The sequence below is a fragment of the Serratia sp. ASV30 genome (genome assembly GCF_016428815.1).
Taxonomy (GTDB): Bacteria; Pseudomonadota; Gammaproteobacteria; order Enterobacterales; family Enterobacteriaceae; genus Chania; species Chania fonticola_C.
Window position 1 is genome coordinate 13,481 of the sequence record NZ_JAELTL010000035.1, and the last position, 26,082, is coordinate 39,562.

Genomic DNA, 26,082 nt, shown 5'->3' on the forward strand with positions numbered 1-26,082 from the left:
GCAAATCACTCAGCGGAACAGATGCTCGGCATGAAAACGCAGATGATCCTCAATAAAGGTAGCGATGGTGAAGTAGCTGTGGTCGTAACCCGGTTGAATGCGCAGGGTTAACGGCCAGTCACGCTGGCGTGCCAACTCCGCCAGCTTGGCCGGTTGCAGCTGATCCGCCAGAAACTGATCCCCATCTCCTTGGTCAATCAACATCGGCAACTGCTCCGCCCCGCTGGCCAGCAAATGGCAACTGTCATAGTGCAGCCACTGCGTTTCATCATCCCCCAGATAGGCCGCAAAGGCTTTACGGCCCCAAGGCACCTGGCAAGGGTTGACGATCGGTGCAAAGGCTGACGCCGAACGAAAACGCTGCGGGTTACGCATTGCCATCATTAACGCACCATGGCCGCCCATCGAGTGGCCCGCAATGGATTGCCGATCGCTGACGCTGAAATGCTGCTTGATCAGCGCTGGCAGCTCATCGCTGATGTAGTCATACATGCGAAAGTGTTGATCCCAAGGTGCCTGAGTGGCATTGAGGTAGAACCCCGCCCCCTGGCCCAGATCGTAACCTTCGTCATTCGGCACCTCATCGCCGCGCGGGCTGGTATCCGCCATCACCAGCACCAACCCTAATTCTGCGGCAATGCGCTGGGCACCGGCCTTCAACGTGAAGTTTTCATCATTACAGGTCAGCCCCGACAGCCAATACAGCACCGGCGGCGGGTTATCGTCGCGCGGTGGTGGCAGATAGATACTGAACGTCATGTTGCAATTCAGGCTCTGCGCCGCGTGACGGTAACGTTGTTGCCAACCACCGAACATGCGGTGCTCTTCGAGAAGTTCTAATGACATCGTCATCCTCTGCCTCCTGGCTTATTTATCGAAATGGATCACGGAACGGATCGATTTGCCTTCATGCATCAGATCGAATGCTTCGTTGATCTGCTCCAGCCCCATGGTATGAGTGATAAAGTCGTTCAGCGCGAACTCGCCGTCCAGATAACGCTGCACGATCCCCGGCAGTTGGCTGCGGCCTTTCACGCCACCAAAGGCGGAACCGCGCCAGACGCGGCCAGTCACCAGTTGGAACGGACGGGTCGCGATCTCTTCACCGGCACCGGCAACGCCGATAATGACCGATTCACCCCAACCCTTGTGGCAGCACTCCAGTGCAGAACGCATCACGTTGACGTTGCCGATACATTCAAAGGAGAAGTCGACGCCGCCGTCGGTCAGCTCGACGATCACGTCCTGGATAGGTTTATCGTAATCTTTTGGATTGATCAGATCGGTCGCGCCCAGCTTGCGAGCCAGCTCAAACTTGCTGGTGTTGAGATCGATACCGATGATGCGGCTGGCACCGGCCATCTGAGCCCCGATAATCGCCGATAGCCCGATGCCGCCCAGGCCGAAAATCGCCACGGTATCGCCAGCCTTGACCTTGGCGGTGTTGATCACCGCACCCATGCCGGTGGTGACGCCACAGCCAAGCAGACAAACTTCTTCCAACGGCGCTTCTTTGCTGATTTTTGCCAGTGAGATTTCTGGTACTACGGTGCGTTCAGCAAAGGTGGAGGTGCCCATGTAGTGGAAAATCGGCTTGCCGTCTTTAAAGAAGCGGGTGGTGCCATCTGGCATCAGGCCCTTGCCCTGGGTGGCGCGGATGGCCTGGCACAGGTTGGTTTTGCCGGATTTACAGAATTTGCACTCGCCGCATTCTGGGGTGTACAGCGGGATCACGTGGTCGCCGACGGCCACGCTGGTCACGCCTTCGCCGATCGCTTCTACTATGCCGCCGCCTTCGTGGCCCAGGATCGCCGGGAACACGCCTTCTGGATCTTTGCCTGACAGGGTATAGGCATCGGTATGGCAAACGCCGGTAGCGACGATGCGCACCAGCACTTCACCTTTCTGTGGTGGCATCAGATCGACTTCTTCAATCTTCAGCGGCTGGTTCGGGCCCCAAGCTACGGCAGCACGGGTTTTGATAAATTCCATGATTTTCTCCTCATTAAATTCTAGTGGTGCAGATTTTGGCTACTCTGTCAGGAGGATGGACTCTGCATCCATCTCCGTACTTTCAGCCTGTTCTATAATCAGTTGTTTTAACGCGCGGACGTTTGGCCCAAACGCATCACGCCGCCATAACAGCCAGGTGGCCGTTTCGGCAATGTCGGCAGGGAGTGAATGAACTTTGACCCGCTTGTAGCCGGGCAGCAGGTTGAGCACCGAATACGGGATCATCGCCAACCCGGCACCGCTGGCCACGCAGGCCAGCATGGAGTGATAAGACTGGATCTCCATGATGGTGCCTGGCAATGAACCGTCACGCTTGAACCAGGACTCCAGGCGCAGGCGATAAGAGCAGCTGGCGCGGAAGGCAAACAGGGTTTCCCCTTTGACATCCTGGGCGCTGTGAATGGGCGGATGATCCAGGCAGGTGATCACCACCATCCGCTCGGGGAAAGCGACGCAACCGTTCAGTTCATCATGCTGCAACGGGCCATCTACCAGGGCGGCAGCCAAGGTTCCCGCGCGTACACGCTCGATGATTTCTCCTGAGGTGCCGGTAGCCAGTGAAAGGGAAACCTGCGGGAATCGCTGATGATAAGCTGCCAGCAAGGTAGGTAGCCGGGTGGCGGCGGTGCTTTCCATCGAGCCAAGCGCAAAGTTACCGGCCGGTTCCCCGGCATGGGTGATGCTCATGGCTTCTTCACTCAGCGCCAGAATGCGGTGGGCGTAGCAGAGAAAATTATGGCCCATCGGCGAGAGGCGCAGGCGCTGTTTCTCACGGATAAACAGATCGGTGCCCAGTTCCTGCTCGAGCTGACGCAGACGCGTGGTCAAGTTTGACGGCACGCGGTGCAGTTGCTCGGCGGCACGGGCGACGGAGCCGGTTTCGGCCACGCAGCAGAACATGCGCAGTTGGGTGAGATCCATAACCTTCTCTTTTCGTGATGAACTTGATGAGTATTATTCAGTTTTTGTGAGTGTAATACTGCGGCATGCTAGCCGCAACTTTCTTTTAACAGGTTGGATACAGCGATGGCGCTAAAAATAGCCTTGAGTGGTTTTATTGCTTTGATCGTGGCGATGGGGATTGGCCGGTTTGCCTTTACCCCGCAGGTGCCGCTGATGATTGCTGAGCACCAGTTCACCCTGACCGGGGCCGGGCTGGTAGCGGCGGTCAACTACCTGGGCTACCTGTGCGGTGCCTATGATGCGATGCGTGCCAGCCGCCATGTGGAGCGCCGCCTGTGGCTTGGCGTATGGGGAGCGGTAGCGCTGACGCTGCTGTCTGCCTTGGTATCGGGGGAGTGGCTGCACGGTGCAGTGCGCTTTGCGATTGGCTGGGCCAGCGGTTGGTCGATGGTGCTGGTGGCGGCCTGGACTAACGAGCGGTTGGCGCACTATGGCCGTCCCGCGCTGAGTGCTGCGGTCTTTGCCGGACCTGGGGCCGGGATATTCATCAGCGGCATGCTGGCGGTGGCGATCAACAGCTGGGGGTTGAGCGCTTCACAGGCCTGGCTGGTGTATGGCGCATTGGCGTTGGTGTTAATTGCCGCGATCAGCATTAATTTGCCAAGGGCAGGGGAGCTGCATCGTCCCGATGTGAAGCCTGAGCCGCTGGTACTCACACCGGCATTGAAGCGCCTGGTGTGGAGCTACAGCCTGGCGGGCTTTGGCTATATCCTGCCTGCGACCTTCCTGTCACAGATGGCGGCGGCCCGTTTCCCTGATAGCCTGTTCGCCCAGTTTGTCTGGCCGATTTTTGGCGGTGCGGCGGTACTGGGGATTATCATCGGGATTGCAACCCGTCATCGGCTCACCACGCAGACCCGTTTGGCAGTCACGCTGTGGGTACAGGCACTGGGCGTGCTTTGTGCCGAGGTGGTGCCAGGTGTTACCGGTCTGGCATTAGGGGCCATGCTAACCGGTGGTGGGTTCCTCAGCGTGGTACAACTATCTATCCAGCACGGTAGGGAATTGGCTCCGAATCACGCACGTTATATGGCCGGGCTGTTGACCACGGGGTATGCCATCGGCCAGTTGGTTGGCCCGATGCTCTCGGCGGTGTCAACGGCGCTGACGCATCGCCTGGAACCCGCGCTGTATGTGGCGGTGCTGGGGCTGCTGATCGCCGGTGTGCTGGTGATCAATACCCCGGCGCGGGCCGCGGCCAGCAAGCCAACGTTATCTTGAGTAAAATACATACAAAAAATGTGGGATAGCCGCAGCCAGCCTGCTACGGGCTGGATGCGGATTTTTCATACCAGGATGAAACACAATCACTGGATAAACGTCTCACTCTCATCTAGAGTGGGGGAAAATATTGATCGGGTTCACGTTATCTATCCGTCGTCTTTCAAGCCGCAGCCAGCTCCTCCCCTGGATTGATAGGGGCGAGTAACCAGCAACTGCAATTTGAAAGACTACGGGGATATTGCCGGGGCCGCCTGCTGGAGAGAAATCGCCATGACATCGTTAAGTAATGAAGCTGCACTGGTGCACGCGGCGCTTGAAGCGCGCGGCCTGGAAACCCCGCTATGTGGGGAAGTGTTGGATCGCGAGACGCGCAAGCGCCGTATCAAAGAGCACATGACTGAAATCATGCAGCTGTTGAACCTCGATCTGTCCGACGACAGCCTGGCAGAAACGCCACACCGTATTGCGAAAATGTATGTCGATGAGATCTTCTCCGGCCTGGATTACGCCAACTTCCCGAAGATCACCGTCATCGAAAACAAGATGAAAGTGGACGAAATGGTGACGGTGCGTGATATTACCTTGACCAGCACCTGCGAACATCACTTCGTCACCATCGATGGTAAAGCCACCGTGGCGTATATTCCTAAAGACTCGGTGATTGGCCTGTCGAAAATCAACCGCATCGTGCAGTTCTTTGCCCGCCGCCCACAGGTACAGGAGCGGCTGACTCAGCAGATCCTGGTGGCGTTACAAACGCTGCTAGGCACCAACAACGTGGCGGTCTCGATCGATGCGGTGCATTACTGCGTCAAAGCTCGCGGTATTCGTGACGCTACCAGTGCTACCACCACTACGTCGCTGGGCGGGCTGTTCAAGTCCAGCCAGAATACGCGCCAGGAGTTCCTGCGTGCGGTGCGTCACCATCACGGTTGATAGCTGCCCCTCACCCCAACCCTCTCCCATAGGGAGAGGGAGCTGATAAGTCCCTGCTCTTTTGGAAGCAAAAGGGTCATATCAGCAAATGAATACGAGGCTGCTGCTTAATGGGGTTTCTACTTTTACTAGACTTGAATACAAACTCAATCAACCTCCTCATCGAAAGTGAATCACTCTAATTTCAAGCACACTCGATCGGTCCCCTCTTCTTGTGGGAGAGGGTTAGGGTGAGGGGGCTTGTTACTGATTGAAATACAGCGGAATAACATGAACGCTAACGAAACTCCCCGGCTACCACGCATTGCTACGCTGGACTGCGTACGCGGTATCGCCATCCTTGGCATTCTGTTGCTGAATATCAGCGCATTTGGCCTGCCGAAAGCTGCCTACCTCAACCCCGCCTATCTGGGGATGCCCTCCACACGCGATGTCTGGACCTGGGCACTGTTGGATCTGTTCGCTCAGGTCAAGTTCCTGGCCATGTTTGCTCTGCTGTTTGGTGCCGGTCTGCAACTGTTGCTACGGCGGGGCAAAGTCTGGATCCGCGCCCGGTTATCCTGGTTGGTTCTGATTGGCCTTGGGCACGCCATTTTCTTATGGGATGGAGACATCCTGCTGGCCTACGGGCTGATCGGCCTGGTGTGCTGGAGGATGATCCGTGACGCGCAGAATACCTTCACTCTGTTGAAAACCGGTGCGGTGCTGTATCTGATCGGCGTGGCGGTGTTGCTGCTGCTAGGGTTTATCTCTCACGGTGAACCGGGCAGTTTCTGGCAGCCGAGCGTGGCCGAATTGCAGTATGAGACGTTCTGGAAGCTGCAAGGTGGGCCGGAAGCCTGGCGCAGCCGCCTGGATCTGCTCTCTTCCAGCCTGATAGCCATCGGTGCGCAGTATGGCTGGCAACTGGCCGGGCTGATGCTGTTTGGTGCAGGCATGATGCGTAGCGGTTGGCTGCGTAACAGCTATTCACCTGCTTACTACCGCCGCCAGGCCGCCTGGCTGATACCGCTTTCATTGCTGATCCAGTTACCCGGTGTGCTGCTGCAGTGGCAGCTGAATTGGGAGTATCGCTGGAGTGGCTTTCTGCTGCAGGTGCCGCGTGAGTTGGGCTCGCCGCTGCAGGCCATTGGCTATCTGGCTCTGGTCTACGGTTTCTGGCCAACGCTTTCCCGCCTGCGTATCAGCCACTGGCTAACCCAGGTCGGGCGGATGGCGCTAAGTAATTACCTGCTACAAACCCTGATTTGCAGCACACTGTTCTTTCGTTTTGGCCTCTATCAACAACTCGACCGTTTGCAGCTATTGGCGGTCGTCCCCCTGGTGTGGCTGGCTAACCTGCTGTTTTCCACGCTGTGGCTGCGTTACTTCGCACAGGGCCCGATGGAATGGCTATGGCGCAAGCTGACTTCCCTTGCCGCGGGCGAAAGTCTCCGTCAGCCGACAAAATGAGATCTGGCGCAGGTAGGTTAAAAAATTGTATGTAAACGTTTTCTTTCCTGTGACGGAATTCACGCTGAGGAGGATGACAAACGGGGTAGGATAACGCCACTGTCTACTCTGTCGACCTCGGGACGTTTCATGAATTCTGTGCATTCAACCACCATTCGCGATGTGGCGAAGCGTGCGGGTGTGTCCGTCGCTACCGTTTCGCGAGTGCTGAACAACAGTGCCCTGACCAGCAAAGAGACCCGCGAACAGGTGCTGAAGGCGGTGGCGGAACTGGGTTATCGGCCAAACGCCAACGCGCAGGCATTGGCTACCCAGAGCAGTGAAACGCTGGGCGTGGTGGTGATGGATGTCTCCGATCCGTTCTTCGGCGCGTTAGTGAAAGCGGTAGACACGGTGGCGCAGCAAAACCATAAATATCTGCTGATCGGCAACAGTTACCATCAGGCGGACAAAGAGCGTCATGCCATCGAGGTGCTGATCCGTCAACGCTGCAATGCCTTGATTGTTCATGCAAAAGCGTTAGATGACGCAGAACTGATCGCCTTTATGGATCAGATCCCGGGCATGGTGTTAATTAACAGAATTGTAACGGGCTATGAGCACCGCTGCGTTGGTCTGAACAATGTGTTTGGTGCTGAAGTTGCCATGCGCTTGCTGCTCTCGCAGGGGCATCAGCGGATCGGTTATCTGGGCTCCGATCACCCTATCGAAGACGGCCCGCTGCGCCAGCAAGGCTATAGCCAGGCGATGGCCGCAGCCGGTTTTTCCCCACCGGATAGCTGGCGGGCCTACGGTTCACCGGACCTGCAAGGCGGTGAAGCGGCAATGGTTGAACTGCTGGGCCGCAACCTGCACCTGAGCGCCGTGTTCGCCTATAACGACGCCATGGCAGCTGGCGCCATGGCGGTGCTGAAAGAAAACGGTATCACGGTACCGCAGCATTTCTCGCTGGTGGGGTTTGATGATATCCCGATTGCCCGCTATACCAGCCCCAAGCTAACCACCATCCGTTATCCGATCGTTTCAATGGCCACCCTGGCTACCGAGCTGGCGCTTAAGGGCGCTGCCGGGCAGCTTGAGCCTCAGGCTTCACACCTGTTTATGCCGACGCTGGTACGCCGCCATTCTGTCGCGCCGTGGCAAAGTGAGGCTTCGGTCACTCTCTGAACATTTAATATTGTGTAACCGTTTTCAATCTGTGAGAAAATTCACAGATTATTAACATAGTGCCGTCTATGCTCTAGTCGTTTTCCAGCGCAAAGGCTCTTGCCAGCCAAGCTTTTAATCTGGCGCTGACACAGCATCACAGGAATAACAAGCAACACGGATGACAGGAATTCTTTTGAAACTGCCACGCCCAACTGTGTGCATTGTGGCTAAAGGCTTAATACCGAGTACGACCCTCTACAAACCGGAGACAGACAATGAATAAGAAGGTTTTCACCCTGGCCGCGCTGGCCGCAAGCATGATGTTTGGCGCAGCTGCGCATGCTGATACCCGCATTGGCGTCACGATTTACAAATATGACGACAACTTTATGTCGGTGGTGCGCAAGGCGATCGAGAAAGATGCCAAAGCTTCTCCGGATGTCACGCTGCTGATGAATGACTCACAGAATGACCAGTCCAAGCAGAATGACCAGATCGACGTACTGATTGCCAAAGGCGTAAAAGCGCTGGCAATCAACCTGGTGGACCCAGCCGCCGCACCGGTGGTGATTGACAAGGCACGTGCCAACGATATCCCGGTGGTGTTCTACAACAAAGAACCTTCCCGCAAGGCGTTGGATAGCTACGACAAAGCCTATTACGTTGGTACCGACTCTAAAGAGTCTGGCGTGATCCAGGGCGAACTGATTGCCAAACACTGGAAAGCCAACCCGGCCTGGGATCTGAACAAAGACGGCCAGATCCAATATGTGCTGTTGAAAGGTGAGCCGGGCCACCCGGATGCAGAAGCGCGTACCACCTACGTGATCAAAACGCTGAATGAAAAAGGCGATAAGACTCAGCAACTGCAGATGGACACCGCGATGTGGGATACCGCTCAGGCTAAAGACAAGATGGACGCCTGGTTATCTGGCCCTAATGCCAACAAGATCGAAGTGGTAATCGCCAACAACGATGCGATGGCCATGGGTGCGGTTGAAGCCCTGAAAGCTCATAACAAGAGCAGCATTCCGGTCTTTGGTGTCGATGCCCTGCCAGAAGCACTGGCAATGGTGAAATCCGGAGCGATGGCCGGTACCGTGCTGAACGATGCCGACAATCAGGCGAAGGCGACCTTCGATCTGGCGAAGAACCTGGCCGCGGGCAAACCTGCTGCCGACGGCACCCAATGGAAGATCGTCGATAAAATCGTGCGTATTCCTTACGTGGGTGTAGATAAAGATAACCTGTCTCAGTTCGTGAAATAAACCGAGATAGAGAGAAATGCCCCCACTGTTTTCTCAGTGGGGGAACTTATTAGAAGAACCCGTTAATTCTCCACTGCTGCAAGCCAGCTTGGGAGAGTGCTGGTTCCAGAATTAGCCAGGACTATTTATGGCCGAAAACTCTCGTGAGTGGCTACTGGAAATGACGGATATCAGTAAGTCGTTTCCTGGCGTAAAGGCATTAGACAAAGTGAATTTACGCGTACGTCCAAACTCCATTCATGCACTAATGGGGGAGAACGGCGCCGGAAAATCCACCTTATTAAAATGTCTGTTTGGCATTTATAAAAAAGACTCCGGCAGTATTCTGTTTCAGGGTCAGGAAGTCGATTTCAAAAGTTCCAAAGAGGCGTTGGAGCAGGGTGTTTCGATGGTGCACCAGGAACTGAACCTGGTGTTGCAACGTACCGTGATGGACAACATGTGGCTGGGGCGCTACCCCACCAAAGGGCTGTTTGTCGATCAGGACAAGATGTACAAAGACACCAAGGAAATTTTCGACGAGCTGGATATCGATATCGATCCCCGCGCCAAAGTCGGTACGCTGTCGGTATCCCAGATGCAGATGATCGAAATTGCCAAGGCGTTCTCCTACAACGCTAAAATTGTGATTATGGATGAGCCAACCTCTTCTCTGACCGAGAAGGAGGTTAATCATCTGTTCACCATTATCCGTAAGCTGAAAGAGCGTGGCTGCGGCATCGTGTATATCTCGCACAAGATGGAAGAGATCTTCCAGCTATGCGATGAAATCACCATTCTGCGCGACGGCCAATGGATCGCCACCCAGCCGCTGGAAGGGCTGGATATGGACAAGATTATCTCGATGATGGTTGGGCGTTCGCTGAGCCAGCGTTTCCCCGATCGTCAGAATACGCCGGGTGAGGTGATTTTAGAGGTGAAAGGCCTGACCTCGTTGCGCCAGCCTTCGATCCGCGATATCTCTTTCGATCTGCATCAGGGGGAGATCCTGGGCATTGCCGGGCTGGTGGGCGCCAAGCGTACCGACATTGTGGAAACCCTGTTTGGCATCCGCGAGAAGGTGGCTGGCACCATCAAGCTGCACGGTAAAAATATCAACAATAACAGTGCGAACGAAGCCATCAACCACGGTTTTGCCCTGGTGACGGAAGAACGTCGCTCCACCGGTATTTATGCCTATCTGGATATTGGCTTTAACTCGCTGATCTCCAATATCCGTCAATACAAAAACAAAATGGGCCTGCTGGATAACAGCCGGATGAAAAGCGACACCCAATGGGTGATCGATGCCATGCGGGTGAAAACGCCGGGCCACCATACCAATATCGGTTCGCTTTCCGGCGGTAATCAGCAAAAGGTGATCATTGGCCGCTGGTTGCTGACACAGCCGGAAATCCTGATGATGGATGAGCCAACGCGCGGTATCGACGTGGGGGCCAAGTTTGAAATCTACCAGTTAATGACCGAGTTGGCGAAGAAGGGCAAGGGGATCATTATAATCTCTTCCGAAATGCCGGAGCTTTTGGGAATTACCGACAGAATATTGGTGATGAGTAATGGTCAGGTTGCGGGCATTGTGAATACCAAACAGACCTCGCAAAATGAAATATTGCGGCTAGCCTCCTTGCATCTTTAAGGATCGTAATTATGAGCGCACTGAATAAAAAAACCTTGTTCACCTATTTTAAAGAAGGTGGCATTTATCTGGTCCTGTTGGTGTTACTGGCGATTATTATTATCCAGGACCCGACCTTTTTAAGCCTGATGAACCTGAGTAATATCCTGACCCAATCCTCGGTGCGTATTATCATTGCGCTGGGCGTGGCCGGGCTGATCGTCACGCAGGGGACAGACCTTTCCGCCGGGCGTCAGGTAGGGTTGGCAGCGGTAATTGCCGCGACCCTGCTGCAATCGATGGATAACGTCAACAAAGTGTTCCCGCATATGGAAACCTGGTCGATCCCGCTGGTGATCTTGCTGGTTTGCGCCGTGGGCGCGGTGATTGGCCTGGTCAACGGCTTGATTATCGCCTACCTCAACGTGACGCCGTTTATCACCACGTTGGGCACCATGATCATCGTTTATGGGATTAACTCCCTGTATTACGATTACGTGGGCGCTTCACCGGTGGCCGGTTTCGATCCGAAATTCTCCACCTTTGCCCAAGGGTTCTTGCGATTCGGTGACTTCAAGCTGTCATATATCACCTTCTACGCCATTATTGCGATCGCCTTTGTCTGGGTGCTGTGGAATAAAACCCGCTTCGGCAAGAATATCTTCGCCATCGGTGGTAACCCGGAAGCGGCGAAAGTCTCTGGCGTCAACGTCCCGCTGAACCTGATCATGATTTATGCGCTGTCCGGAGTGTTCTACGCCTTTGGCGGTTTACTGGAAGCGGGGCGTATCGGTAGCGCCACCAACAACCTCGGCTTTATGTATGAACTGGATGCTATCGCGGCCTGTGTGGTCGGCGGGGTGTCGTTCGCCGGTGGGGTAGGTACGGTGCTGGGCGTGGTGACCGGGGTGATCATCTTTACCGTCATCAACTATGGCCTGACCTATATCGGCGTGAACCCTTACTGGCAGTACATCATCAAGGGTAGCATTATCATCTTCGCGGTAGCGCTGGACTCCCTGAAGTACGCCAAGAAAAAATAAGTCTGTTTTATGCTTTACGATAACGGCCAGCATCTGCTGGCCGTTTGCTTTTGCTATGTCACACGGCAGAGATGCCATCTTATTGTTATTCCAGTCGTCGCTGTTCCCCCTCACCCCAGCCCTCTCCCCAAAAAGGAGAGGGGGCAGAATGGAGCTGCGTTCAGGGACAGGAGTTTATTTGTGGCCATGCTGCGCTCGCTTAAGCATTTGGTGTTGTAGTCAGACGCAGGGGGTTAATCTGTGGCACGTACGGTTCCCTCTCCCTTTGGGAGAGGGGCATTCACTTTAACTCTTCTTCTGCTGCTGAGCCTTAACCTTTTCTGCCGCCAGCTTGTGCTCCAGCTCCACCAACTGCTCCGGAGACACCGCCGGGTAACCCGGTGCATCTTCCGGCACCTTGTGCATCGCAGATATCGGGATTAATGGACCAAGGAAGCGGGGCTCACGCTTGAGGATATACAGATCGGTCAAGGCTCCCAGGCGGGCAAAGATCTCGCGCACGCGCACCGTCATCATATTTTTTGGCGAAGGTACCGCATAGCATTGCGCCTGGATGCCCATATGCAGGGCGATAAACAGGGCGCGCTCGCAGTGGAAACGCTGGGTGATGATGATGAAGTCGTTGGTATCGAACACCTTGCGCGTACGGACGATGGAATCGAGGGTACGGAAACCGGCATAGTCGAGCACGATATCGCTAGGCGCAACGCCAGCGGCCAGCAAATCGCGGCGCATGGTCATCGGTTCGTTGTAGCTTTGCTGGGCATTATCGCCGCTCAGCAGCAGGTACTTCACCTTACCGCTGTTATAGGCGTTGATCGCCCCTTGAATACGGTAGCGGTAATATTGGTTAAGCACGCCGGTACGGTAATATTTGGAGGTGCCAAGCACCACCCCCACCTGACGGTGTGGTAGCGTTTGCATTTCTTCGTAAATGTAAGGCGCGGTTTTCCAACTTATCCAGCGATCGAGCGCGATAGCCGACAGCATCAGCACCGAAATGATGATGAACAGGCTAATTATCAGGCGTTTCCACATGTTGATGCCTTGCGCGAACGAGGGCTAAAGTAAGACTCAAGGCTACTTTACCTGCTCGGCAGACGCAAGCGGCGTGCCGGTTAGCGCAGGTATTACGCTGCATTTTTCAGCAAAATCTGGTCTTGGCGTGATAACCGGGCCTGACTAACAGGCCCGGTGAGGAACTTAGAACGATGTCCGCTTGTAGATACGATACTGCGGGCGCCAGAAGTTGTGCTCAATGGCTTTAGACAACGCTTCTTCCGACGTCACCACTGCTACACCCTGCAACTGAGCGGCTTTGCCCACTTCCATCGCGATGCATTTGGATACGCCCTGAATATCATCGATATTCGGCAGCAGTGCGCCGTGGCCATCGGTAGCCAGCGGAGAGCAGTCGGCCAGGGCACGGCTGGCGGCCATCAGCATGGCATCGGTGACCCGTTTTGCCCCAGCAGCCAGTACGCCAAGGCCAATCCCCGGGAAGATATAGGAGTTGTTGCACTGGGCAATAGGGAACAGCTGGTCTTTATAGGTTACCGGTGAGAACGGGCTGCCGGTGGCGACCAGTGCGGCACCGTCGGTCCAGTTGATGATATCTTCTGGACGGGCTTCCACGCGAGAGGTTGGGTTGGACAACGGCATCACGATCGGGCGCGGGCAATGCTTGTGCATCTCACGGATCAGCTCTTCGGTAAACAGCCCCGGCTGGCCAGAGACGCCGATCAGCACGGTCGGCTTGGCGTTGCGCACCACTTCCAGCAGGGAGATCGCATCGCTCTCCACCTGCCATTGCTCCAGATTGGCACTTTTCTGCACCAGCTTGCTCTGGAAATCGAGCAGATTCGGCAACTTATCCGTCAGCAGGCCAAAACGGTCAACCATAAACACGCGAGAGCGGGCTTCTTCTTCGCTCAGCCCTTCGGACTTCATCTGGGCGATGATCTGCTCGGCAATCCCACAGCCTGCGGATCCCGCTCCCAGGAAGGCGACGGTTTGATCGCGCAGTTGGCTGCCAGCGGCACGGCTGGCGGCAATCAGGCTGCCCAGCGTCACGGCGGCGGTGCCTTGGATATCGTCGTTAAAGCAGCACAGTTCGTCACGATAGCGATTAAGCAGCGGCGTGGCGTTGTTCTGGGCGAAATCTTCAAACTGCAACAGCACGTTCGGCCAACGGCGTTTTACCGCCTGGATGAACTCTTCCACAAAGGCGTGATATTCATCACCAGATATACGCGGATGACGCCACCCCATATAGAGCGGATCGTTCAGGCGTTGCGGGTTGTTGGTGCCCACGTCCAGCACCACCGGCAAGGTATAGGCCGGGCTTATGCCGCCACAGGCGGTGTACAGGGAGAGTTTACCGATCGGAATACCCATGCCCCCGATGCCCTGGTCGCCCAGGCCAAGGATGCGTTCACCGTCGGTGACCACAATCACCTTAACGTTCTGCTTGGTGGCGTTTTGCAACATATCGTCGATGCGATCGCGGTTCGGGTAGGAGATAAACAGCCCACGTGCGCGGCGATAGATATCGGAGAAATGCTCACAGGCTTCACCCACGGTTGGCGTATAGATGATGGGCATCATCTCGCTCAGGTGCGAATCCAGCAGGCGATAGAACAGCGTTTCGTTGGTGTCCTGGATATTACGCAGGTAGATGTGCTTGTCGTTATCGTTCTTGAAATCCTGATACTGACGGTAAGCGCGTTCCACCTGTTCTTCGATGCTTTCTATCGCTTCCGGCAGCAAGCCGTGCAGGTTGAAGTTACTGCGTTCTTCTTCGGAAAAGGCGCTGCCTTTATTCAGCAACGGGAACTCCAACAGAATGGGGCCAGCGTAGGGGATGTAGAGAGGGCGTTTGCTTTCGTATTCCAGTTCCATCAGTTTTACTCTTTGCCTAGGGTAAGCTTATTACTGCCGATCCTAAGATATCGGCAAAATATGTACAGCATTTGTTAGTAAATAATGAGGAATTGTCGTTTGTTGCTGGTTTTTTAGCCGGATTGCGGCGGAGCACGATGGCTCCGCCTGAGGGATCAGAAGGTGATGCGTTGGACGTCTTGGCAACCCAAGGCCGCCAGGGTGGCCGTTGTAGCATCCCACTGGGTCAGAATTGCGCCTTCTGCTTCTGCCAATACGGCACGGTGGATTTTCTGGCAATCGCCACCGGAGACATTCATCAGGATCAGTGCGGCCTGCAATGGCGGCAGGCTAGGGTTGAATGCGGCGTTTTCTGCATAGCGGCCAGCGTAAACCTTGCCGTCTTCTGCTTCCAGCGCTACGCCGCTATGGGCGGTGCTGTAAGGGGCATGGCTGCGGTTGGCGGCATCCAGGGCAGCTTTCGCCAGTTCATCATCCAGCGTAAGTTGGAAACCGTGATCGACCGGATCCATCAGCAACTCGCTGATTTGCAGATCTTTCGGGCCGAAGGAGTAAGGCAGGTAATCACCCAGCGTGGCGGTCGCCCGTGCAGGCAAGTGGATCTCCAACTCGGTGCCGCTGTTAAGCTCATTCATAAACTGGCGGCAGTGGCCACAGGGTGAGTAGTTGACAGTGACCGCAACCAGTTTGGCTTCGCCACGCAACCAGGCATGAGTGACAGCACACTGTTCCGCGTGCACGGTTTGTTGCATAGGTGCACCACGGAATTCCATGTTGCCACCAAAATACCAGTTGCCACTGACGCCACGAGCGACAGCCCCAACGTGGAAATGCGAAATCGGCGTTAACGAGCAGGCCGCCGCCAATGGCAGCAGAGCAAAGGCCAGAGCATCGTCATCCAACCCGCACTGTTGCTTGATCGCCGCAATCTGCTCGGCCTTGAACATGGCGGCGAAATCAGGCGCATCTAAATAAGGCAGCAGGGCGGATTGCAGGGCCGTTGGCAATTCGCCGTAGGCAGTTTGAAAGCGCGAGTGCATAAGAAGTCTCTCTACAAGTTAACGGGTTAACATTCTAGGCAACCGGCCCACGATAAAGTGTGACTAATATCTATTTTTTAATGAAACAGATGCAATGAAACTTATAAATGCGAGATGTATCGCGGGTTTTTAGTCGTTAACCAAACAGCCGCAGCAGTATCGGGAACACGAACGGCGCAGTCAGCGAGGTAATAATCCCGCAGATAACCAGAGCCAGCGAACTGAAAGCGCCCTGTTGGTAATCCATTTCTACGCAGCGTGCGGTACCCAACGCATGCGAAGCGGTGCCCATCGCCAAACCGCGCGATGAATTGGTGTTGATCCGCAACAGGCTAAGCAGCGAATGGCCAAAAACCGCCCCCAGAATACCGACAAAAATCACGCACACCGCGCTGATGGCCGGGATGCCGCCAATCGACTCGGCTACCGCCATGGCTATCGGGGTTGTCACCGATTTTGGCAAGATCGAGGCGGCAATTTCGGGCTTGGCCCCCATCAGCAGGGCAATGGCACCGCCGCTGATCATCGCGGTCATGCTGCCAATAAAGCAGACGGTGATGATGGATTTCCAACGCGCGCGGATCTGATGGATCTGCTCGTATAGCGGAAAGGCAAGGGCGACCACCGCCGGTTGCAGCAGATCGTTGAGGATTTTGCTGCCTTGAAAATAGCGTTCATAAGGAATGCCGGTCAGCAACAGCAGCGGGATAATCACCGCCATCGAGACCAATAATGGGTTCAGCAACGGCATATGGAGCTTTTGCGCCAGCTTGCGTGCCGCGTAAAACACCACCAGGGTCAGCGGCAAGGACCACCAGATATTTTGCATCATTGCTCATCCCCCGCATCTTTTGCTTTACCGAGGATGGGACGCTCGCGGTGGAAGTAATGTGAAGTATAGCCAACCACCACAAACACCAGCAGCGTACTGATCAGGCAAGACACGATCAGCGGAGCCAGATCGTCAACTATCTGGTCGTAATACTTCATGATACCGACGCCGATTGGCACGAACAGCAGCACCATATAGCGGATAAACAGATGGCAGCCGGGCTTGACCCATTTGGCCGGGAGAATTTGTGAGGAGAGCAGGGCAAACAGGATCAACATTCCGATAATGCTGCCGGGGATGGCGATCGGCAGCAGCGCCGAAATGGCGTTACCGGCGAACAGGCTGAGGTAGATCAGCACGATCGCCCTGACATATTTCCAACACAGGTTAAATAGGTTGCCCATAGTGCATTCTCGTTGATGTTGACGCATTCATCATACAATTAAACTGTGAGCTACGCCACAAAACGCATCATGAATTCTCGCTATGCCTATCATGCCATTTTGGCAAGATTGTGGCCCGCTTTAAGTGTAGCGGGCCAGGCTAATCCGCGCTGCTCAGGCTGGCAAGCGGCTTTTGCTGTTCCGCCAACCGATGGCCGAGGAAGAAGAACAGCAGGCTGAACAACGCAGCGGCGATCAACACCAGGAACATTACCGGCGGTGGCGCATAGCTCAGCAGGAAGCCGCACATCACCGGGTTGATGGCTCCCCCCAGATTACTCAGGCTCTGCACGCCGTAATAGCTGCCTTTCAGCTGCGGCGGGGCGATAAAATCGATAAACATATATTCGACCGGAATGACGATGATTTCCCCCAGGGTAAAAATCGCCATGGCCAGCACCCATAGCCATATCGAAAGGCCTGCCAGCATAAAGCCGATCAGCCCCAGGACGAAGAACAGCGTGCCCAGCATCAGCCAGCGCAGCATATTGTCCTGGCGCATACCGCGGCTCAGTAGATACTGCAGGGCGATTACGATGCAGGCGTTGACGATCATCACCACGCCAATCACTTTGTATGCAAATTCGGCATCGCTAACGATGATCAGATACTGCGACAGATAGCCGGTAAATTGGCCAAACACCACCGCGCCTAACGTGCTGCCAAGGGTGAAATAAATCAGCCGCCGATCGCCGCGTAGCACATTCAACGTCTGGCGGAAGTTGAGAACCGACGGTGGAGTGTTGCCGGTGTCTTCTATCGGTGGCGATGGATAGTTGCGCAGGCGGAAGCTCAGTGTGATCACCGTCAGTAATGCCAACCCGCCGGACAGGTAGAATGGCAGCAGTGGGCTGTAACCGGCTACCATCACGCCCAATGATGAGCCGACGGCCCAGCCAACGTTCACCAGCGTATAGTTGATCGAGAAGGCCTTGATACGTTGGTTTACCGGCAGCCAACTGGCAAAGCAGGCCTTAATGGCGATGCTGAGCACCGCATAGGCGGTATGTAAGATGGCTAGCACCAAGATAACGCCAGCGGGGTGCGTGACCCATGGGATAGCAAAAAAGCTCAGCGAAAATAGCAGAATGGCGAGCAGGATCAGCGGATTTTTATTAAAGCGATCGACCAGATAGCCGCCATAAAAGCTGCTGATGATACCGATAGTCAGGCTGACGCCCAAGATAATGCCCACGCTTTTCGGCAGCAGGTGGAAGTGCTCGGTCAGGTAAATGGTGATAAAGGGCAGCGTGACGCCACGGCCTATGGTCAGCACCAGCGAACTTGCCAGCAATATCTTAATCAGTGGGGGGAATCCCTTCATAACCAAACCTGTTGATGCATACAGTTATTACGCCAGTGCAACTACAGTAGCTTATTTTGTGATGCAGAGAAGGGGGGAACGGAAAAATTGTTTAAAAAAAAGAGGCTACGTCTGTAGCCCCTCGGTAAAACAGCATTATTTACCGGATTTAGCCTGCAGGGTAGCAAACCAGGGTTGGATGAAATCTTCGCTGCTGCCCCAGCCTGGAATAATTTTACTCAGTGAAGCTACGTTGATCGGACCGGTCTGGCTGACCAGCAGGGCCTGCGGGATGGCGGCGGCTTTAAACTGATAGGTGGCAGGCGTTGGCTCACCCGCCAGCTTGTTGGCAATCAGGCGTAGGTTGACGGCCCCGATCAGCTTGGTATCTACCGCAACGCTGACCTTCCACGGGCTACCGGCTTCGCGCATCAGTTGCAGATCCTGGTTGGAGATATCGATGCTGTAGAGTTTGATCTCGGTGCGGCCATTTTCTTGCAGCGCCTTATAGGCTCCCTGGCTGAAGGCATCCCAGGTGCCCCAGATGGCATCAATTTTACCTTTCGGGTATTTGGCCAGCACCGCACCGACTTTATTGGCGGTATCGCCCTGGACGTCGGAAGATACCGCCCCGATCGATTCCAACTCATGAATACCCGGATTTTGCTTGAGTAACTGCTGGTAAGCGGCCTGGCGGCGCTCCATCGGCGGGAAGCCTGCAACCCACAGCTTGATAATGTTGGCCTTGCCATCGAAGTCTTTAATCAGCTGGCCGAAGGATTCATTGGCCAGCGAGACATCATCCTGTTGGGAAACGGTGACGCCGGGGATCTCGCCGCTAACGTCGGTATCAAAGGCCGATACCGCGATACCTGCCGCAGCGATGCGCTTGACCAGATCGGTGGAATAGGGCGCGCGACCTTGAGAAAGAATGATGCCGTCATACTTCTGGCTGATGGCCTGGTTAACGAAGTCCTGAAAACGCGCGTCATCACCGTTGCTCAGGAAGGTATCGACCTTGAAACCGAGCTTGCGCCCCTCCTGGATTGCTCCGGCCAAAAACTGGGTGGTGTTGTCATCGGAACCCAGGTTACGGATCACCGCGACGCGGATCTGCCCTTGATGCTGGGCAATAGCGTCAGGAACGGGGGCAAGCGTGGCTTCTGCGGCCAGCAGGGGCAGGGAGGTCAGCAGGCTGAGGGCGAGCAGTGAGGTCTTTATCATTTTCATTATTGGCTCCGAAGCAGGTGAAGAGTTCCCGGTAAAATTGGAAGTATGGCTGTCTTTATGTCTGGATGTCTATCCTGTGCGATGCAGCATCATAACCAGATGCCCGGCAATTGGGAATCCACCGGCTTATGAATTTTTCTCAGGTGTTATAACGATTGGTTTGGATGAGGTACGCAGTTTTGGTAGGAGGCTATGGTTGACCCTCTTTTGCAAGGGTAGCGTTGTTGCGGAGGTCGCTATGACAAAAACAACAACCTTAACCAAAGCCCGTCGATTGCGGGCTTGCATGACGGATGCCGAAAAATTTTTGTGGTTACAGCTGTGCGATCGCCGCTTGGCGGGGTTTAAGTTTCGACGGCAATTTCCGGTTGGGCCTTTCTTTGCCGATTTTGCGTGCTGGCAGGCGAAGCTGATTGTTGAGCTGGATGGTGGTCAGCATTCGGTGCAGGCGGCTTATGACCAGCAGCGCACAAGCTTTCTAAAACGCCAGGGATTTACCGTGATTCGTTTTTGGAACGATGAAGTATTGCGCAATTGGGAGGGGGTGAGGCAGGTGATTTTATGGAGTTTACAGCGCAAGATATCCCCTTATTCTAGCCGTTGAGATTGCCCCTCACCCCAACGCTCTCCCACAGGGAGAGGGAGCTGTCCGGAGCATATAGTTAGCCCGTGCTGCTTCGGAAAGTAAGGAGTAAATAGAAGCTAGGCATTACTAGATCGGAAAGAAATGAAGAAAGAAATGAATAAGAAGAAAGGTTGGGTATGACCCAGAGAAACCAGCGAACTCGATCAGTCCCCTCTCCCTGTGGGAGAGGGTTAGGGTGAGGGGACTTTGCTTGATATTACAAAAGTTTATTTAACCTGCATACCAGGCTGTGCGCCGCTGTCCGGGCTGAGCAGGAAGATCTCCTTGCCGCCAGGGCCAGCCGCCATCACCATCCCTTCGGAAACGCCAAAGCGCATTTTACGTGGCGCCAGGTTGGCTACCATAATCGTCAAACGCCCTTCCAGCAGTGAAGGATCAGGGTAGGCAGAGCGGATACCGGAGAAGATCTGGCGTGATTCACCGCCCAGATCCAACTGCAGCTTCAGCAGCTTGTCGGAACCTTCAACAAACTCGGCGCTCTTGATCAGCGCGATACGCATATCGACCTTGGCGAAATCGTCAAAGCTGATGGTGTCCTGAATCGGATCGTCTGCCAGCGGGCCGCTGACAACTTTCTGGCTGGCGGCCAGATCTTCTTTTGATGCATTTACCATTTCATTCACTTTGTCGAGATCGATACGGTTGAACAACGCCTTGAAGGTGCTCACCTGATGGCCCAGCAGTGGCTGCTCAATGCCATCCCAGCTCAGTTCGCAGTTGAGGAACGCTTCGGCACGTTCGGTCAACGCAGGCAGTACCGGCTTCAGGTAGGTCATCAGCACGCGGAACAGGTTGATGCCCATCGAACAGATAGCTTGCAGATCGGCGTCACGGCCTTCTTCTTTCGCTACTACCCAAGGGGCCTGCTCATCGACATAGCGGTTGGCCAGATCGGCCAGCGCCATGATTTCGCGGATCGCCCGGCTGGTTTCACGGCTGGCATAGGCCTGCGCAATGCTGGTGGCAGCATCAACAAAGGTCTGGTACAGCGCAGGGTCGGCCAGGTGGTCGGCTAACTGCCCGGCAAAACGCTTGTTGATAAAGCCAGCGTTACGGGAAGCCAGGTTGACCACTTTGTTCACGATATCCGCATTCACGCGCTGCACGAAGTCTTCCAGATTCAGGTCGATATCGTCGATGCGTGAAGAGAGCTTGGCGGCGTAGTAATAACGCAGGCAATCGGCATCCAGGTGCTTGAGGTAGGTGCCTGCTTTAATGAAGGTGCCGCGCGACTTGGACATCTTGGCGCCGTTCACCGTCACATAGCCGTGCACAAACAGGCTGGTAGGCTTGCGGAAATCGCTGCCTTCCAACATCGCCGGCCAGAACAGGCTGTGGAAGTAGACAATATCTTTACCGATGAAGTGATACAGCTCGGTAGTGGAGTCTTTACGCCAGAACTCGTCGAAATCCAGATCGCCGCGTTTGTCGCACAGGTTCTTGAACGAGCCCATGTAACCGATTGGCGCATCCAGCCAGACGTAGAAATACTTGCCTGGGGCATCCGGAATTTCGAAGCCGAAATACGGCGCATCGCGGGAGATATCCCACTGTTGCAGGCCGGACTCGAACCATTCCTGCATCTTGTTTGCCACCTGCTCTTGCAGCGCGCCGGAGCGAGTCCAGGCCTGCAACATGTCGCTGAAAGCGGGCAGGTCGAAGAAATAGTGCTCAGAATCACGCATTTCCGGGGTAGCGCCGGAAACCACGGATTTAGGGTCGATCAGCTCGGTTGGGCTGTAGGTTGCGCCACAAACTTCGCAGTTATCGCCATATTGATCCGGAGATTTACATTTCGGGCAGGTGCCCTTCACAAAACGATCCGGCAGGAACATGCCTTTCTCGGGATCGTAAAGCTGAGAAATGGTGCGTCGCTTGATATGGCCGTTCTCTTTCAAGCGGCCATAGATCACACCTGACAGTTCGCGGTTTTCTTCGCTATGGGTCGAATGATAATTCTCATAGCTGATGCCAAAACCGGCGAAATCCTGTTGGTGCTCGCGGCTCATTTCCGCGATCATCTCTTCTGGCGGGATACCCATCTGCTGCGCTTTGAGCATGATTGGCGTACCGTGCGCGTCATCCGCACAGATGAAATGAACTTCGTTGCCGCGCATTCGTTGGTAACGAACCCAGATATCTGCCTGGATGTGCTCGAGCATGTGGCCGAGATGGATGGAACCATTTGCGTACGGTAGCGCGCACGTCACCAATAATTTTTTCGCGACTTGAGCCATAATGAAAAGTTGCTTTCTTTAATGAGTGAAAAGGGTCTTTGATGTTACCCGATCGCGCTCTCTGCTGCTAGGGCGGTTTCTTTCGGGTTATACGAGCGAGTTACCCTGCAGTTCTGATATGCTTATCGGGTTGCTACCCATTACAAAATCAAGGAGCCGGGATGAACGCCAAATCCCCTGAGCAGACCAACCCTGAAGTTCTGCGCGCCCTGGTGACCGGAGTATTGGCCGCCTTCGAACACCCGACGTTAAAAAACAACCTGACCGCACTGAAAGCCATTCACCACTGCACGCTGCTGGACAATGTCCTGCATATCGAATTGGTCATGCCGTTTGCCTGGCAAAGCGGGTTTGAGGCGCTGAAAGAATCGGTAAGCGCCGAACTGCTGCGCGTGACCGGCGTTCAGGCTATCGAATGGAAGCTGAAACACGATATCACTACCTTGAAACGTGCCAACGACCAGGCCGGTGTAAAAGGCGTGCGTAACATTATTGCCGTCAGTTCAGGCAAAGGCGGGGTGGGTAAATCCAGCACCGCGGTCAACCTGGCACTGGCGCTGATCGCTGAAGGTGCCAAAGTGGGGATCCTGGATGCGGACATTTATGGCCCGTCGATCCCTAACATGCTGGGCACTGAACATGAGCGCCCAACCTCGCCGGACGGCCAGCATATGGCTCCGATCATGGCGCACGGTTTAGCGACCAACTCTATCGGCTACCTGGTGACCGACGACAACGCCATGGTGTGGCGTGGGCCGATGGCTAGCAAGGCGCTGCTGCAACTGTTGCAGGATACGCTGTGGCCGGATCTGGATTATCTGGTGCTGGATATGCCGCCAGGAACCGGGGATATCCAACTGACCCTGTCGCAGAATATCCCGGTGACCGGTGCGCTGGTGGTGACAACGCCCCAGGATATCGCCCTGCTTGATGCCGCCAAAGGCATTGTGATGTTTGAAAAGGTGCATGTGCCGGTATTGGGCATCGTTGAGAACATGAGCATGCATGTGTGCAGCAACTGTGGGCATCACGAGCCAATTTTCGGCACCGGTGGGGCAGAGAAGCTGGTGCAGAAATACCATAGCCGCCTGTTGGGGCAGATGCCGTTGCATATCTCGTTGCGAGAAGATCTGGATCGCGGGCAACCGACCGTGGTCAGCCGCCCGGACGGCGAGTTTGCCGAGATGTACCGTCAACTTGCGGGGCGTGTCGCGGCTCAGATGTACTGGCAAGGGGAAGCTATCCCTACCGAGATCTCCTTCCGCGCTCTGTGATTGCCCTGCATTAAATTGTTAGTTTAGTGCTCTCGTCTCCCCCTCACCCCAACCCTCTCCCACAGGGAGAGGGAGCTGATAGCCCCTGCTCTTTTGGAAGTAATAAGGTGATCAGGCAGCTCGACCGTCACTTTAACCAGGATGAGCAGGGTCAGTCAGCTGGTACTGATGAAGAATCACTACACTTTCAACCTAACTCGATCGGTTCCCTCTCCCTGTGGGAGAGGGTTAGGGTGAGGGGCCATTAACGGCTCTGAGGTGCTGAAACCTGTGGGTTTTTGTGCAAATCAGCCCGGACAAAAGGTTTTTCTACCGGCGCAATGGTCACGGCAATCCTTTCCAGTAACCCCTGGGTCGGTGCCGCAGTGCCGGAATTGATCAGGACAATGGGCAGCGCCAGCGTAACGGCGATTTTGCGGTAGGACAGCCGCGGTGGTTGCGTGCCACGTTGCAGCATCAAGAAGGTGCTGCTGACGATAAAGCCGAGCGCCAGACCCGTGATCACCTCAGAAGTGGAATGGGCGTGGATCACCAAACGTGAATAACCGACTACGGCGGCCAACAGATAGCCGACGATCACCGCAGTACGCCTGACTGGCGACGAGAAACGCCCACAGAGTAACCACAGCAAAACCGGCCAGATACTCGCAGACAGAGCTGAGTGGCCGCTGAACCCGGTAAAATCCCAGTGGCGGCTGCCGATGCCCCAGCCCATAAACGCCAGCTTCGATACGCAGACTACGGCACCCACGCCGCCAAACAGCAGCATCCATTGCCAGGTTGGTTTTCTGCTGGTAGGGGACAGGAGTAGAATAATAAAGACGATGGCTGCGCAGGGCAGCAGCAGCATGCTGTCACCAAAAAAAGTCAGAAAATGCCAGTTCATGTGCGGTTGTACTCTAAGAAATAGGATCGAAGACGGTCTTGATGATGGCGTGAATTGTACCCTGAGTCGCCGATTTGCAGTAGCGTAAAAAATCTTAAATCCCCCGGCCAAAGAAAATCTGAGCGTTAATCTGGGGATTATCTCCCGTCCTACCGTCTAAACGCTGGCGCCTGAGGCGCTAACTCCCTATAATTGGCGTGTTTTACACCCCTTTCCCCACATTGAAATCAGGTCTTTAATTTTATGACTGACAAGTCGCATCAGTGCGTCATTATTGGTATAGCTGGCGCATCAGCCTCCGGAAAAAGCCTTATTGCCAGTACGTTATACCGCGAACTCCGCGATCAGGTTGGCGATCAACATATCGGTGTGATCCCGGAAGACAGTTACTACAAAGACCAGACGCACCTGACCATGGAAGAGCGGGTCAAAACCAACTATGACCACCCCAGCGCCATGGATCACAATCTGCTGTTCCAGCATCTGCAAATGCTGAAATCCGGCCAGGCGATTGAGCTGCCGCTGTATAGCTACACCGAACATACGCGTAAGAAAGAGACGATCCATCTCGAACCCAAGAAAGTCATCATCCTGGAAGGGATCCTGTTATTGACGGATATCCGCCTGCGCCAGGAAATGAACTTCTCGATCTTTGTCGATACCCCGCTGGATATTTGCCTGATGCGCCGTATGAAGCGCGACGTGAATGAACGTGGCCGCTCCATGGATTCCGTGATGGCGCAGTATCAGAAAACCGTCCGCCCAATGTTCCTGCAGTTTATTGAGCCTTCAAAGCAATACGCCGATATTATCGTACCGCGCGGGGGTAAAAACCGTATCGCGATAGATATCCTGAAGGCAAAAATCAGCCAATTCTTTGAATAAGTCATTAACAGGCCAGCCTGTTTTTGCTGGCCTTTAACGAACTATTTGAGCCCCGACATAGACCTTGAGCCCGTTGTGTGGCAATTTTCGTATAAGTTTATGCGCCTTGATGGAATGGAGAAAATAATGAGACTGTGCGACCGCGATATCGAAGCCTGGCTGGATAACGGAAAACTGGTGATTTCACCGCGTCCTCCCATTGAGCGTATTAACGGGGCCACAGTGGATGTCCGTCTGGGCAATCAGTTCCGCGTGTTCCGTGGCCATACCGCTGCCTTTATCGATCTCAGTGGCCCAAAGGATGAAGTGAGTGCTGCCCTTGACCGCGTAATGAGCGATGAAATCGTGCTGCCGGAAGGCGAAGCCTTCTTCCTCCATCCGGGGGAACTGGCGCTGGCGGTGACGCTGGAGTCGGTCACTATCCCTAACGATCTGGTTGGCTGGCTTGATGGCCGCTCTTCGTTAGCCCGCCTGGGATTGATGGTGCACGTTACCGCACACCGTATCGATCCCGGTTGGCAAGGCTGTATTGTGCTGGAGTTCTATAATTCAGGTAAGCTGCCGTTGGCATTACGCCCTGGCATGTTGATCGGTGCGCTGAGTTTCGAACCGCTTTCCGGGCCTGCTGCACGGCCATACAATAGCCGCCAGGACGCGAAATACAGGGATCAGCAAGGGGCCGTGGCCAGTCGTATTGACAAGGATTAACAGCGAACCGGTATTACGCTGACACGAGGATGGC

23 protein-coding genes are annotated in these 26,082 nt (G+C 54.8%); 11 read left to right on the plus strand and 12 right to left on the minus strand.

Annotated elements, in window-relative coordinates; all coding sequences use genetic code 11:
* Window positions 1–9: 9 nt before the first annotated feature.
* From fghA to JHD74_RS16005, 3 genes are read right to left on the minus strand one after another with little or no spacing between them, the layout of a single operon-like run.
* On the minus strand, window positions 10–852 hold the full coding sequence (gene fghA / locus JHD74_RS15995; RefSeq protein WP_065686893.1) for an S-formylglutathione hydrolase: 843 nt from the start codon (window positions 850–852) through the stop codon (window positions 10–12).
* Window positions 853–867: 15 nt separating this feature from the next.
* Window positions 868–1,992: an S-(hydroxymethyl)glutathione dehydrogenase/class III alcohol dehydrogenase gene (locus JHD74_RS16000; RefSeq protein ID WP_024485753.1), complete on the minus strand. Its 1,125-nt coding sequence runs from the start codon at window positions 1,990–1,992 to the stop codon at window positions 868–870.
* A gap of 39 nt (window positions 1,993–2,031) precedes the next feature.
* A complete protein-coding gene (locus JHD74_RS16005; RefSeq protein WP_024529303.1) occupies window positions 2,032–2,934 on the minus strand; it encodes a LysR family transcriptional regulator in 903 nt (300 codons plus the stop codon).
* 105 nt (window positions 2,935–3,039) lie between these two features.
* Here JHD74_RS16005 and JHD74_RS16010 point away from each other — a divergent pair, with 105 nt between their 5' ends.
* The 7 genes from JHD74_RS16010 (at window position 3,040) to mglC (ending at window position 11,663) form a co-directional block, all read left to right on the plus strand.
* Window positions 3,040–4,197, plus strand: a complete 1,158-nt coding sequence (locus tag JHD74_RS16010; protein ID WP_199063067.1) for a YbfB/YjiJ family MFS transporter — start codon at window positions 3,040–3,042, stop codon at window positions 4,195–4,197.
* Window positions 4,198–4,470: 273 nt separating this feature from the next.
* Complete coding sequence (gene folE / locus JHD74_RS16015; protein WP_021180574.1) at window positions 4,471–5,136, plus strand: GTP cyclohydrolase I FolE; 666 nt, start codon at window positions 4,471–4,473, stop codon at window positions 5,134–5,136.
* Window positions 5,137–5,406: 270 nt separating this feature from the next.
* Entirely contained in the window at window positions 5,407–6,588 is a 1,182-nt protein-coding gene (gene yeiB / locus JHD74_RS16020) for a DUF418 domain-containing protein YeiB (RefSeq protein ID WP_024528552.1), read from the plus strand.
* Window positions 6,589–6,717: 129 nt separating this feature from the next.
* Window positions 6,718–7,755, plus strand: a complete 1,038-nt coding sequence (gene galS, locus JHD74_RS16025) for an HTH-type transcriptional regulator GalS (RefSeq protein WP_024528553.1) — start codon at window positions 6,718–6,720, stop codon at window positions 7,753–7,755.
* A gap of 257 nt (window positions 7,756–8,012) precedes the next feature.
* Window positions 8,013–9,005, plus strand: coding sequence for a galactose/glucose ABC transporter substrate-binding protein MglB (mglB, locus tag JHD74_RS16030; RefSeq protein WP_021180577.1), 993 nt, complete (start codon window positions 8,013–8,015; stop codon window positions 9,003–9,005).
* 127 nt (window positions 9,006–9,132) lie between these two features.
* Window positions 9,133–10,641, plus strand: coding sequence for a galactose/methyl galactoside ABC transporter ATP-binding protein MglA (gene mglA / locus JHD74_RS16035; RefSeq protein WP_024528554.1), 1,509 nt, complete (start codon window positions 9,133–9,135; stop codon window positions 10,639–10,641).
* 11 nt (window positions 10,642–10,652) lie between these two features.
* The gene (mglC, locus tag JHD74_RS16040; protein WP_021805061.1) at window positions 10,653–11,663 is read left to right on the plus strand and encodes a galactose/methyl galactoside ABC transporter permease MglC; all 1,011 of its coding nucleotides are present in this window, start codon (window positions 10,653–10,655) and stop codon (window positions 11,661–11,663) included.
* A gap of 285 nt (window positions 11,664–11,948) precedes the next feature.
* Here mglC and sanA read toward each other — a convergent pair whose 3' ends face one another.
* The 7 genes from sanA to JHD74_RS16075 all read right to left on the minus strand — a co-directional run bounded on the left by sanA (window position 11,949) and on the right by JHD74_RS16075 (window position 19,412).
* The gene (sanA, locus tag JHD74_RS16045) at window positions 11,949–12,701 is read right to left on the minus strand and encodes an outer membrane permeability protein SanA (RefSeq protein ID WP_024485746.1); all 753 of its coding nucleotides are present in this window, start codon (window positions 12,699–12,701) and stop codon (window positions 11,949–11,951) included.
* A 165-nt stretch (window positions 12,702–12,866) separates the two neighbouring features.
* Window positions 12,867–14,564: an NAD-dependent malic enzyme gene (locus JHD74_RS16050; RefSeq protein ID WP_199063068.1), complete on the minus strand. Its 1,698-nt coding sequence runs from the start codon at window positions 14,562–14,564 to the stop codon at window positions 12,867–12,869.
* A 155-nt stretch (window positions 14,565–14,719) separates the two neighbouring features.
* Complete coding sequence (cdd, locus tag JHD74_RS16055) at window positions 14,720–15,604, minus strand: cytidine deaminase (RefSeq protein WP_024528556.1); 885 nt, start codon at window positions 15,602–15,604, stop codon at window positions 14,720–14,722.
* A gap of 136 nt (window positions 15,605–15,740) precedes the next feature.
* The gene (locus JHD74_RS16060; protein WP_021180583.1) at window positions 15,741–16,436 is read right to left on the minus strand and encodes a CidB/LrgB family autolysis modulator; all 696 of its coding nucleotides are present in this window, start codon (window positions 16,434–16,436) and stop codon (window positions 15,741–15,743) included.
* Complete coding sequence (locus JHD74_RS16065) at window positions 16,433–16,840, minus strand: CidA/LrgA family protein (protein WP_024528557.1); 408 nt, start codon at window positions 16,838–16,840, stop codon at window positions 16,433–16,435. Before JHD74_RS16065 ends, JHD74_RS16060 begins: the two co-directional genes overlap by 4 nt.
* 139 nt (window positions 16,841–16,979) lie before the next feature.
* Entirely contained in the window at window positions 16,980–18,203 is a 1,224-nt protein-coding gene (locus JHD74_RS16070; RefSeq protein ID WP_199063069.1) for an MFS transporter, read from the minus strand.
* 135 nt (window positions 18,204–18,338) lie between these two features.
* Window positions 18,339–19,412: a sugar ABC transporter substrate-binding protein gene (locus tag JHD74_RS16075; protein ID WP_199063070.1), complete on the minus strand. Its 1,074-nt coding sequence runs from the start codon at window positions 19,410–19,412 to the stop codon at window positions 18,339–18,341.
* 238 nt (window positions 19,413–19,650) lie between these two features.
* Between JHD74_RS16075 and JHD74_RS16080 the strand changes: the two genes are divergently transcribed.
* Window positions 19,651–20,016, plus strand: a complete 366-nt coding sequence (locus JHD74_RS16080; RefSeq protein WP_199063071.1) for an endonuclease domain-containing protein — start codon at window positions 19,651–19,653, stop codon at window positions 20,014–20,016.
* Between the two features lie 248 nt (window positions 20,017–20,264).
* Here the strand turns inward: JHD74_RS16080 and metG are convergent, their stop codons facing one another.
* Window positions 20,265–22,295: a methionine--tRNA ligase gene (gene metG / locus JHD74_RS16085; protein ID WP_024528561.1), complete on the minus strand. Its 2,031-nt coding sequence runs from the start codon at window positions 22,293–22,295 to the stop codon at window positions 20,265–20,267.
* A 161-nt stretch (window positions 22,296–22,456) separates the two neighbouring features.
* On the opposite strand from metG, the gene apbC reads away from it, so the two are divergent.
* Window positions 22,457–23,569, plus strand: coding sequence for an iron-sulfur cluster carrier protein ApbC (apbC, locus tag JHD74_RS16090; protein WP_024528562.1), 1,113 nt, complete (start codon window positions 22,457–22,459; stop codon window positions 23,567–23,569).
* A gap of 244 nt (window positions 23,570–23,813) precedes the next feature.
* On the opposite strand, the gene JHD74_RS16095 is transcribed toward apbC, so the two are convergent.
* A complete protein-coding gene (locus JHD74_RS16095) occupies window positions 23,814–24,455 on the minus strand; it encodes a phosphatase PAP2 family protein (RefSeq protein WP_024528563.1) in 642 nt (213 codons plus the stop codon).
* A gap of 243 nt (window positions 24,456–24,698) precedes the next feature.
* Between JHD74_RS16095 and udk the strand changes: the two genes are divergently transcribed.
* Entirely contained in the window at window positions 24,699–25,340 is a 642-nt protein-coding gene (udk, locus tag JHD74_RS16100) for a uridine kinase (RefSeq protein ID WP_021180590.1), read from the plus strand.
* Between the two features lie 126 nt (window positions 25,341–25,466).
* Entirely contained in the window at window positions 25,467–26,048 is a 582-nt protein-coding gene (dcd, locus tag JHD74_RS16105; protein WP_024484888.1) for a dCTP deaminase, read from the plus strand.
* The last annotated feature ends 34 nt before the right edge of the window (window positions 26,049–26,082 follow it).

Excerpts from the sequence above, each read along its gene's own strand:
- galS (WP_024528553.1), top strand. The coding sequence starts at position 6,718 with ATGAATTCTGTGCATTCAACCACCATTCGCGATGTGGCGAAGCGTGCG.
- JHD74_RS16065 (WP_024528557.1), bottom strand. The coding sequence starts at position 16,840 with ATGGGCAACCTATTTAACCTGTGTTGGAAATATGTCAGGGCGATCGTG.
- sanA (WP_024485746.1), bottom strand. The coding sequence starts at position 12,701 with ATGTGGAAACGCCTGATAATTAGCCTGTTCATCATCATTTCGGTGCTG.
- JHD74_RS16070 (WP_199063069.1), bottom strand. The coding sequence starts at position 18,203 with ATGAAGGGATTCCCCCCACTGATTAAGATATTGCTGGCAAGTTCGCTG.
- JHD74_RS16080 (WP_199063071.1), top strand. The coding sequence starts at position 19,651 with ATGACAAAAACAACAACCTTAACCAAAGCCCGTCGATTGCGGGCTTGC.
- JHD74_RS16095 (WP_024528563.1), bottom strand. The coding sequence starts at position 24,455 with ATGAACTGGCATTTTCTGACTTTTTTTGGTGACAGCATGCTGCTGCTG.
- mglB (WP_021180577.1), top strand. The coding sequence starts at position 8,013 with ATGAATAAGAAGGTTTTCACCCTGGCCGCGCTGGCCGCAAGCATGATG.
- fghA (WP_065686893.1), bottom strand. The coding sequence starts at position 852 with ATGACGATGTCATTAGAACTTCTCGAAGAGCACCGCATGTTCGGTGGT.
- JHD74_RS16000 (WP_024485753.1), bottom strand. The coding sequence starts at position 1,992 with ATGGAATTTATCAAAACCCGTGCTGCCGTAGCTTGGGGCCCGAACCAG.
- JHD74_RS16075 (WP_199063070.1), bottom strand. The coding sequence starts at position 19,412 with ATGAAAATGATAAAGACCTCACTGCTCGCCCTCAGCCTGCTGACCTCC.
- udk (WP_021180590.1), top strand. The coding sequence starts at position 24,699 with ATGACTGACAAGTCGCATCAGTGCGTCATTATTGGTATAGCTGGCGCA.
- dcd (WP_024484888.1), top strand. The coding sequence starts at position 25,467 with ATGAGACTGTGCGACCGCGATATCGAAGCCTGGCTGGATAACGGAAAA.
- folE (WP_021180574.1), top strand. The coding sequence starts at position 4,471 with ATGACATCGTTAAGTAATGAAGCTGCACTGGTGCACGCGGCGCTTGAA.
- JHD74_RS16005 (WP_024529303.1), bottom strand. The coding sequence starts at position 2,934 with ATGGATCTCACCCAACTGCGCATGTTCTGCTGCGTGGCCGAAACCGGC.
- cdd (WP_024528556.1), bottom strand. The coding sequence starts at position 15,604 with ATGCACTCGCGCTTTCAAACTGCCTACGGCGAATTGCCAACGGCCCTG.
- apbC (WP_024528562.1), top strand. The coding sequence starts at position 22,457 with ATGAACGCCAAATCCCCTGAGCAGACCAACCCTGAAGTTCTGCGCGCC.
- JHD74_RS16010 (WP_199063067.1), top strand. The coding sequence starts at position 3,040 with ATGGCGCTAAAAATAGCCTTGAGTGGTTTTATTGCTTTGATCGTGGCG.
- JHD74_RS16060 (WP_021180583.1), bottom strand. The coding sequence starts at position 16,436 with ATGATGCAAAATATCTGGTGGTCCTTGCCGCTGACCCTGGTGGTGTTT.
- metG (WP_024528561.1), bottom strand. The coding sequence starts at position 22,295 with ATGGCTCAAGTCGCGAAAAAATTATTGGTGACGTGCGCGCTACCGTAC.
- JHD74_RS16050 (WP_199063068.1), bottom strand. The coding sequence starts at position 14,564 with ATGGAACTGGAATACGAAAGCAAACGCCCTCTCTACATCCCCTACGCT.
- yeiB (WP_024528552.1), top strand. The coding sequence starts at position 5,407 with ATGAACGCTAACGAAACTCCCCGGCTACCACGCATTGCTACGCTGGAC.
- mglC (WP_021805061.1), top strand. The coding sequence starts at position 10,653 with ATGAGCGCACTGAATAAAAAAACCTTGTTCACCTATTTTAAAGAAGGT.
- mglA (WP_024528554.1), top strand. The coding sequence starts at position 9,133 with ATGGCCGAAAACTCTCGTGAGTGGCTACTGGAAATGACGGATATCAGT.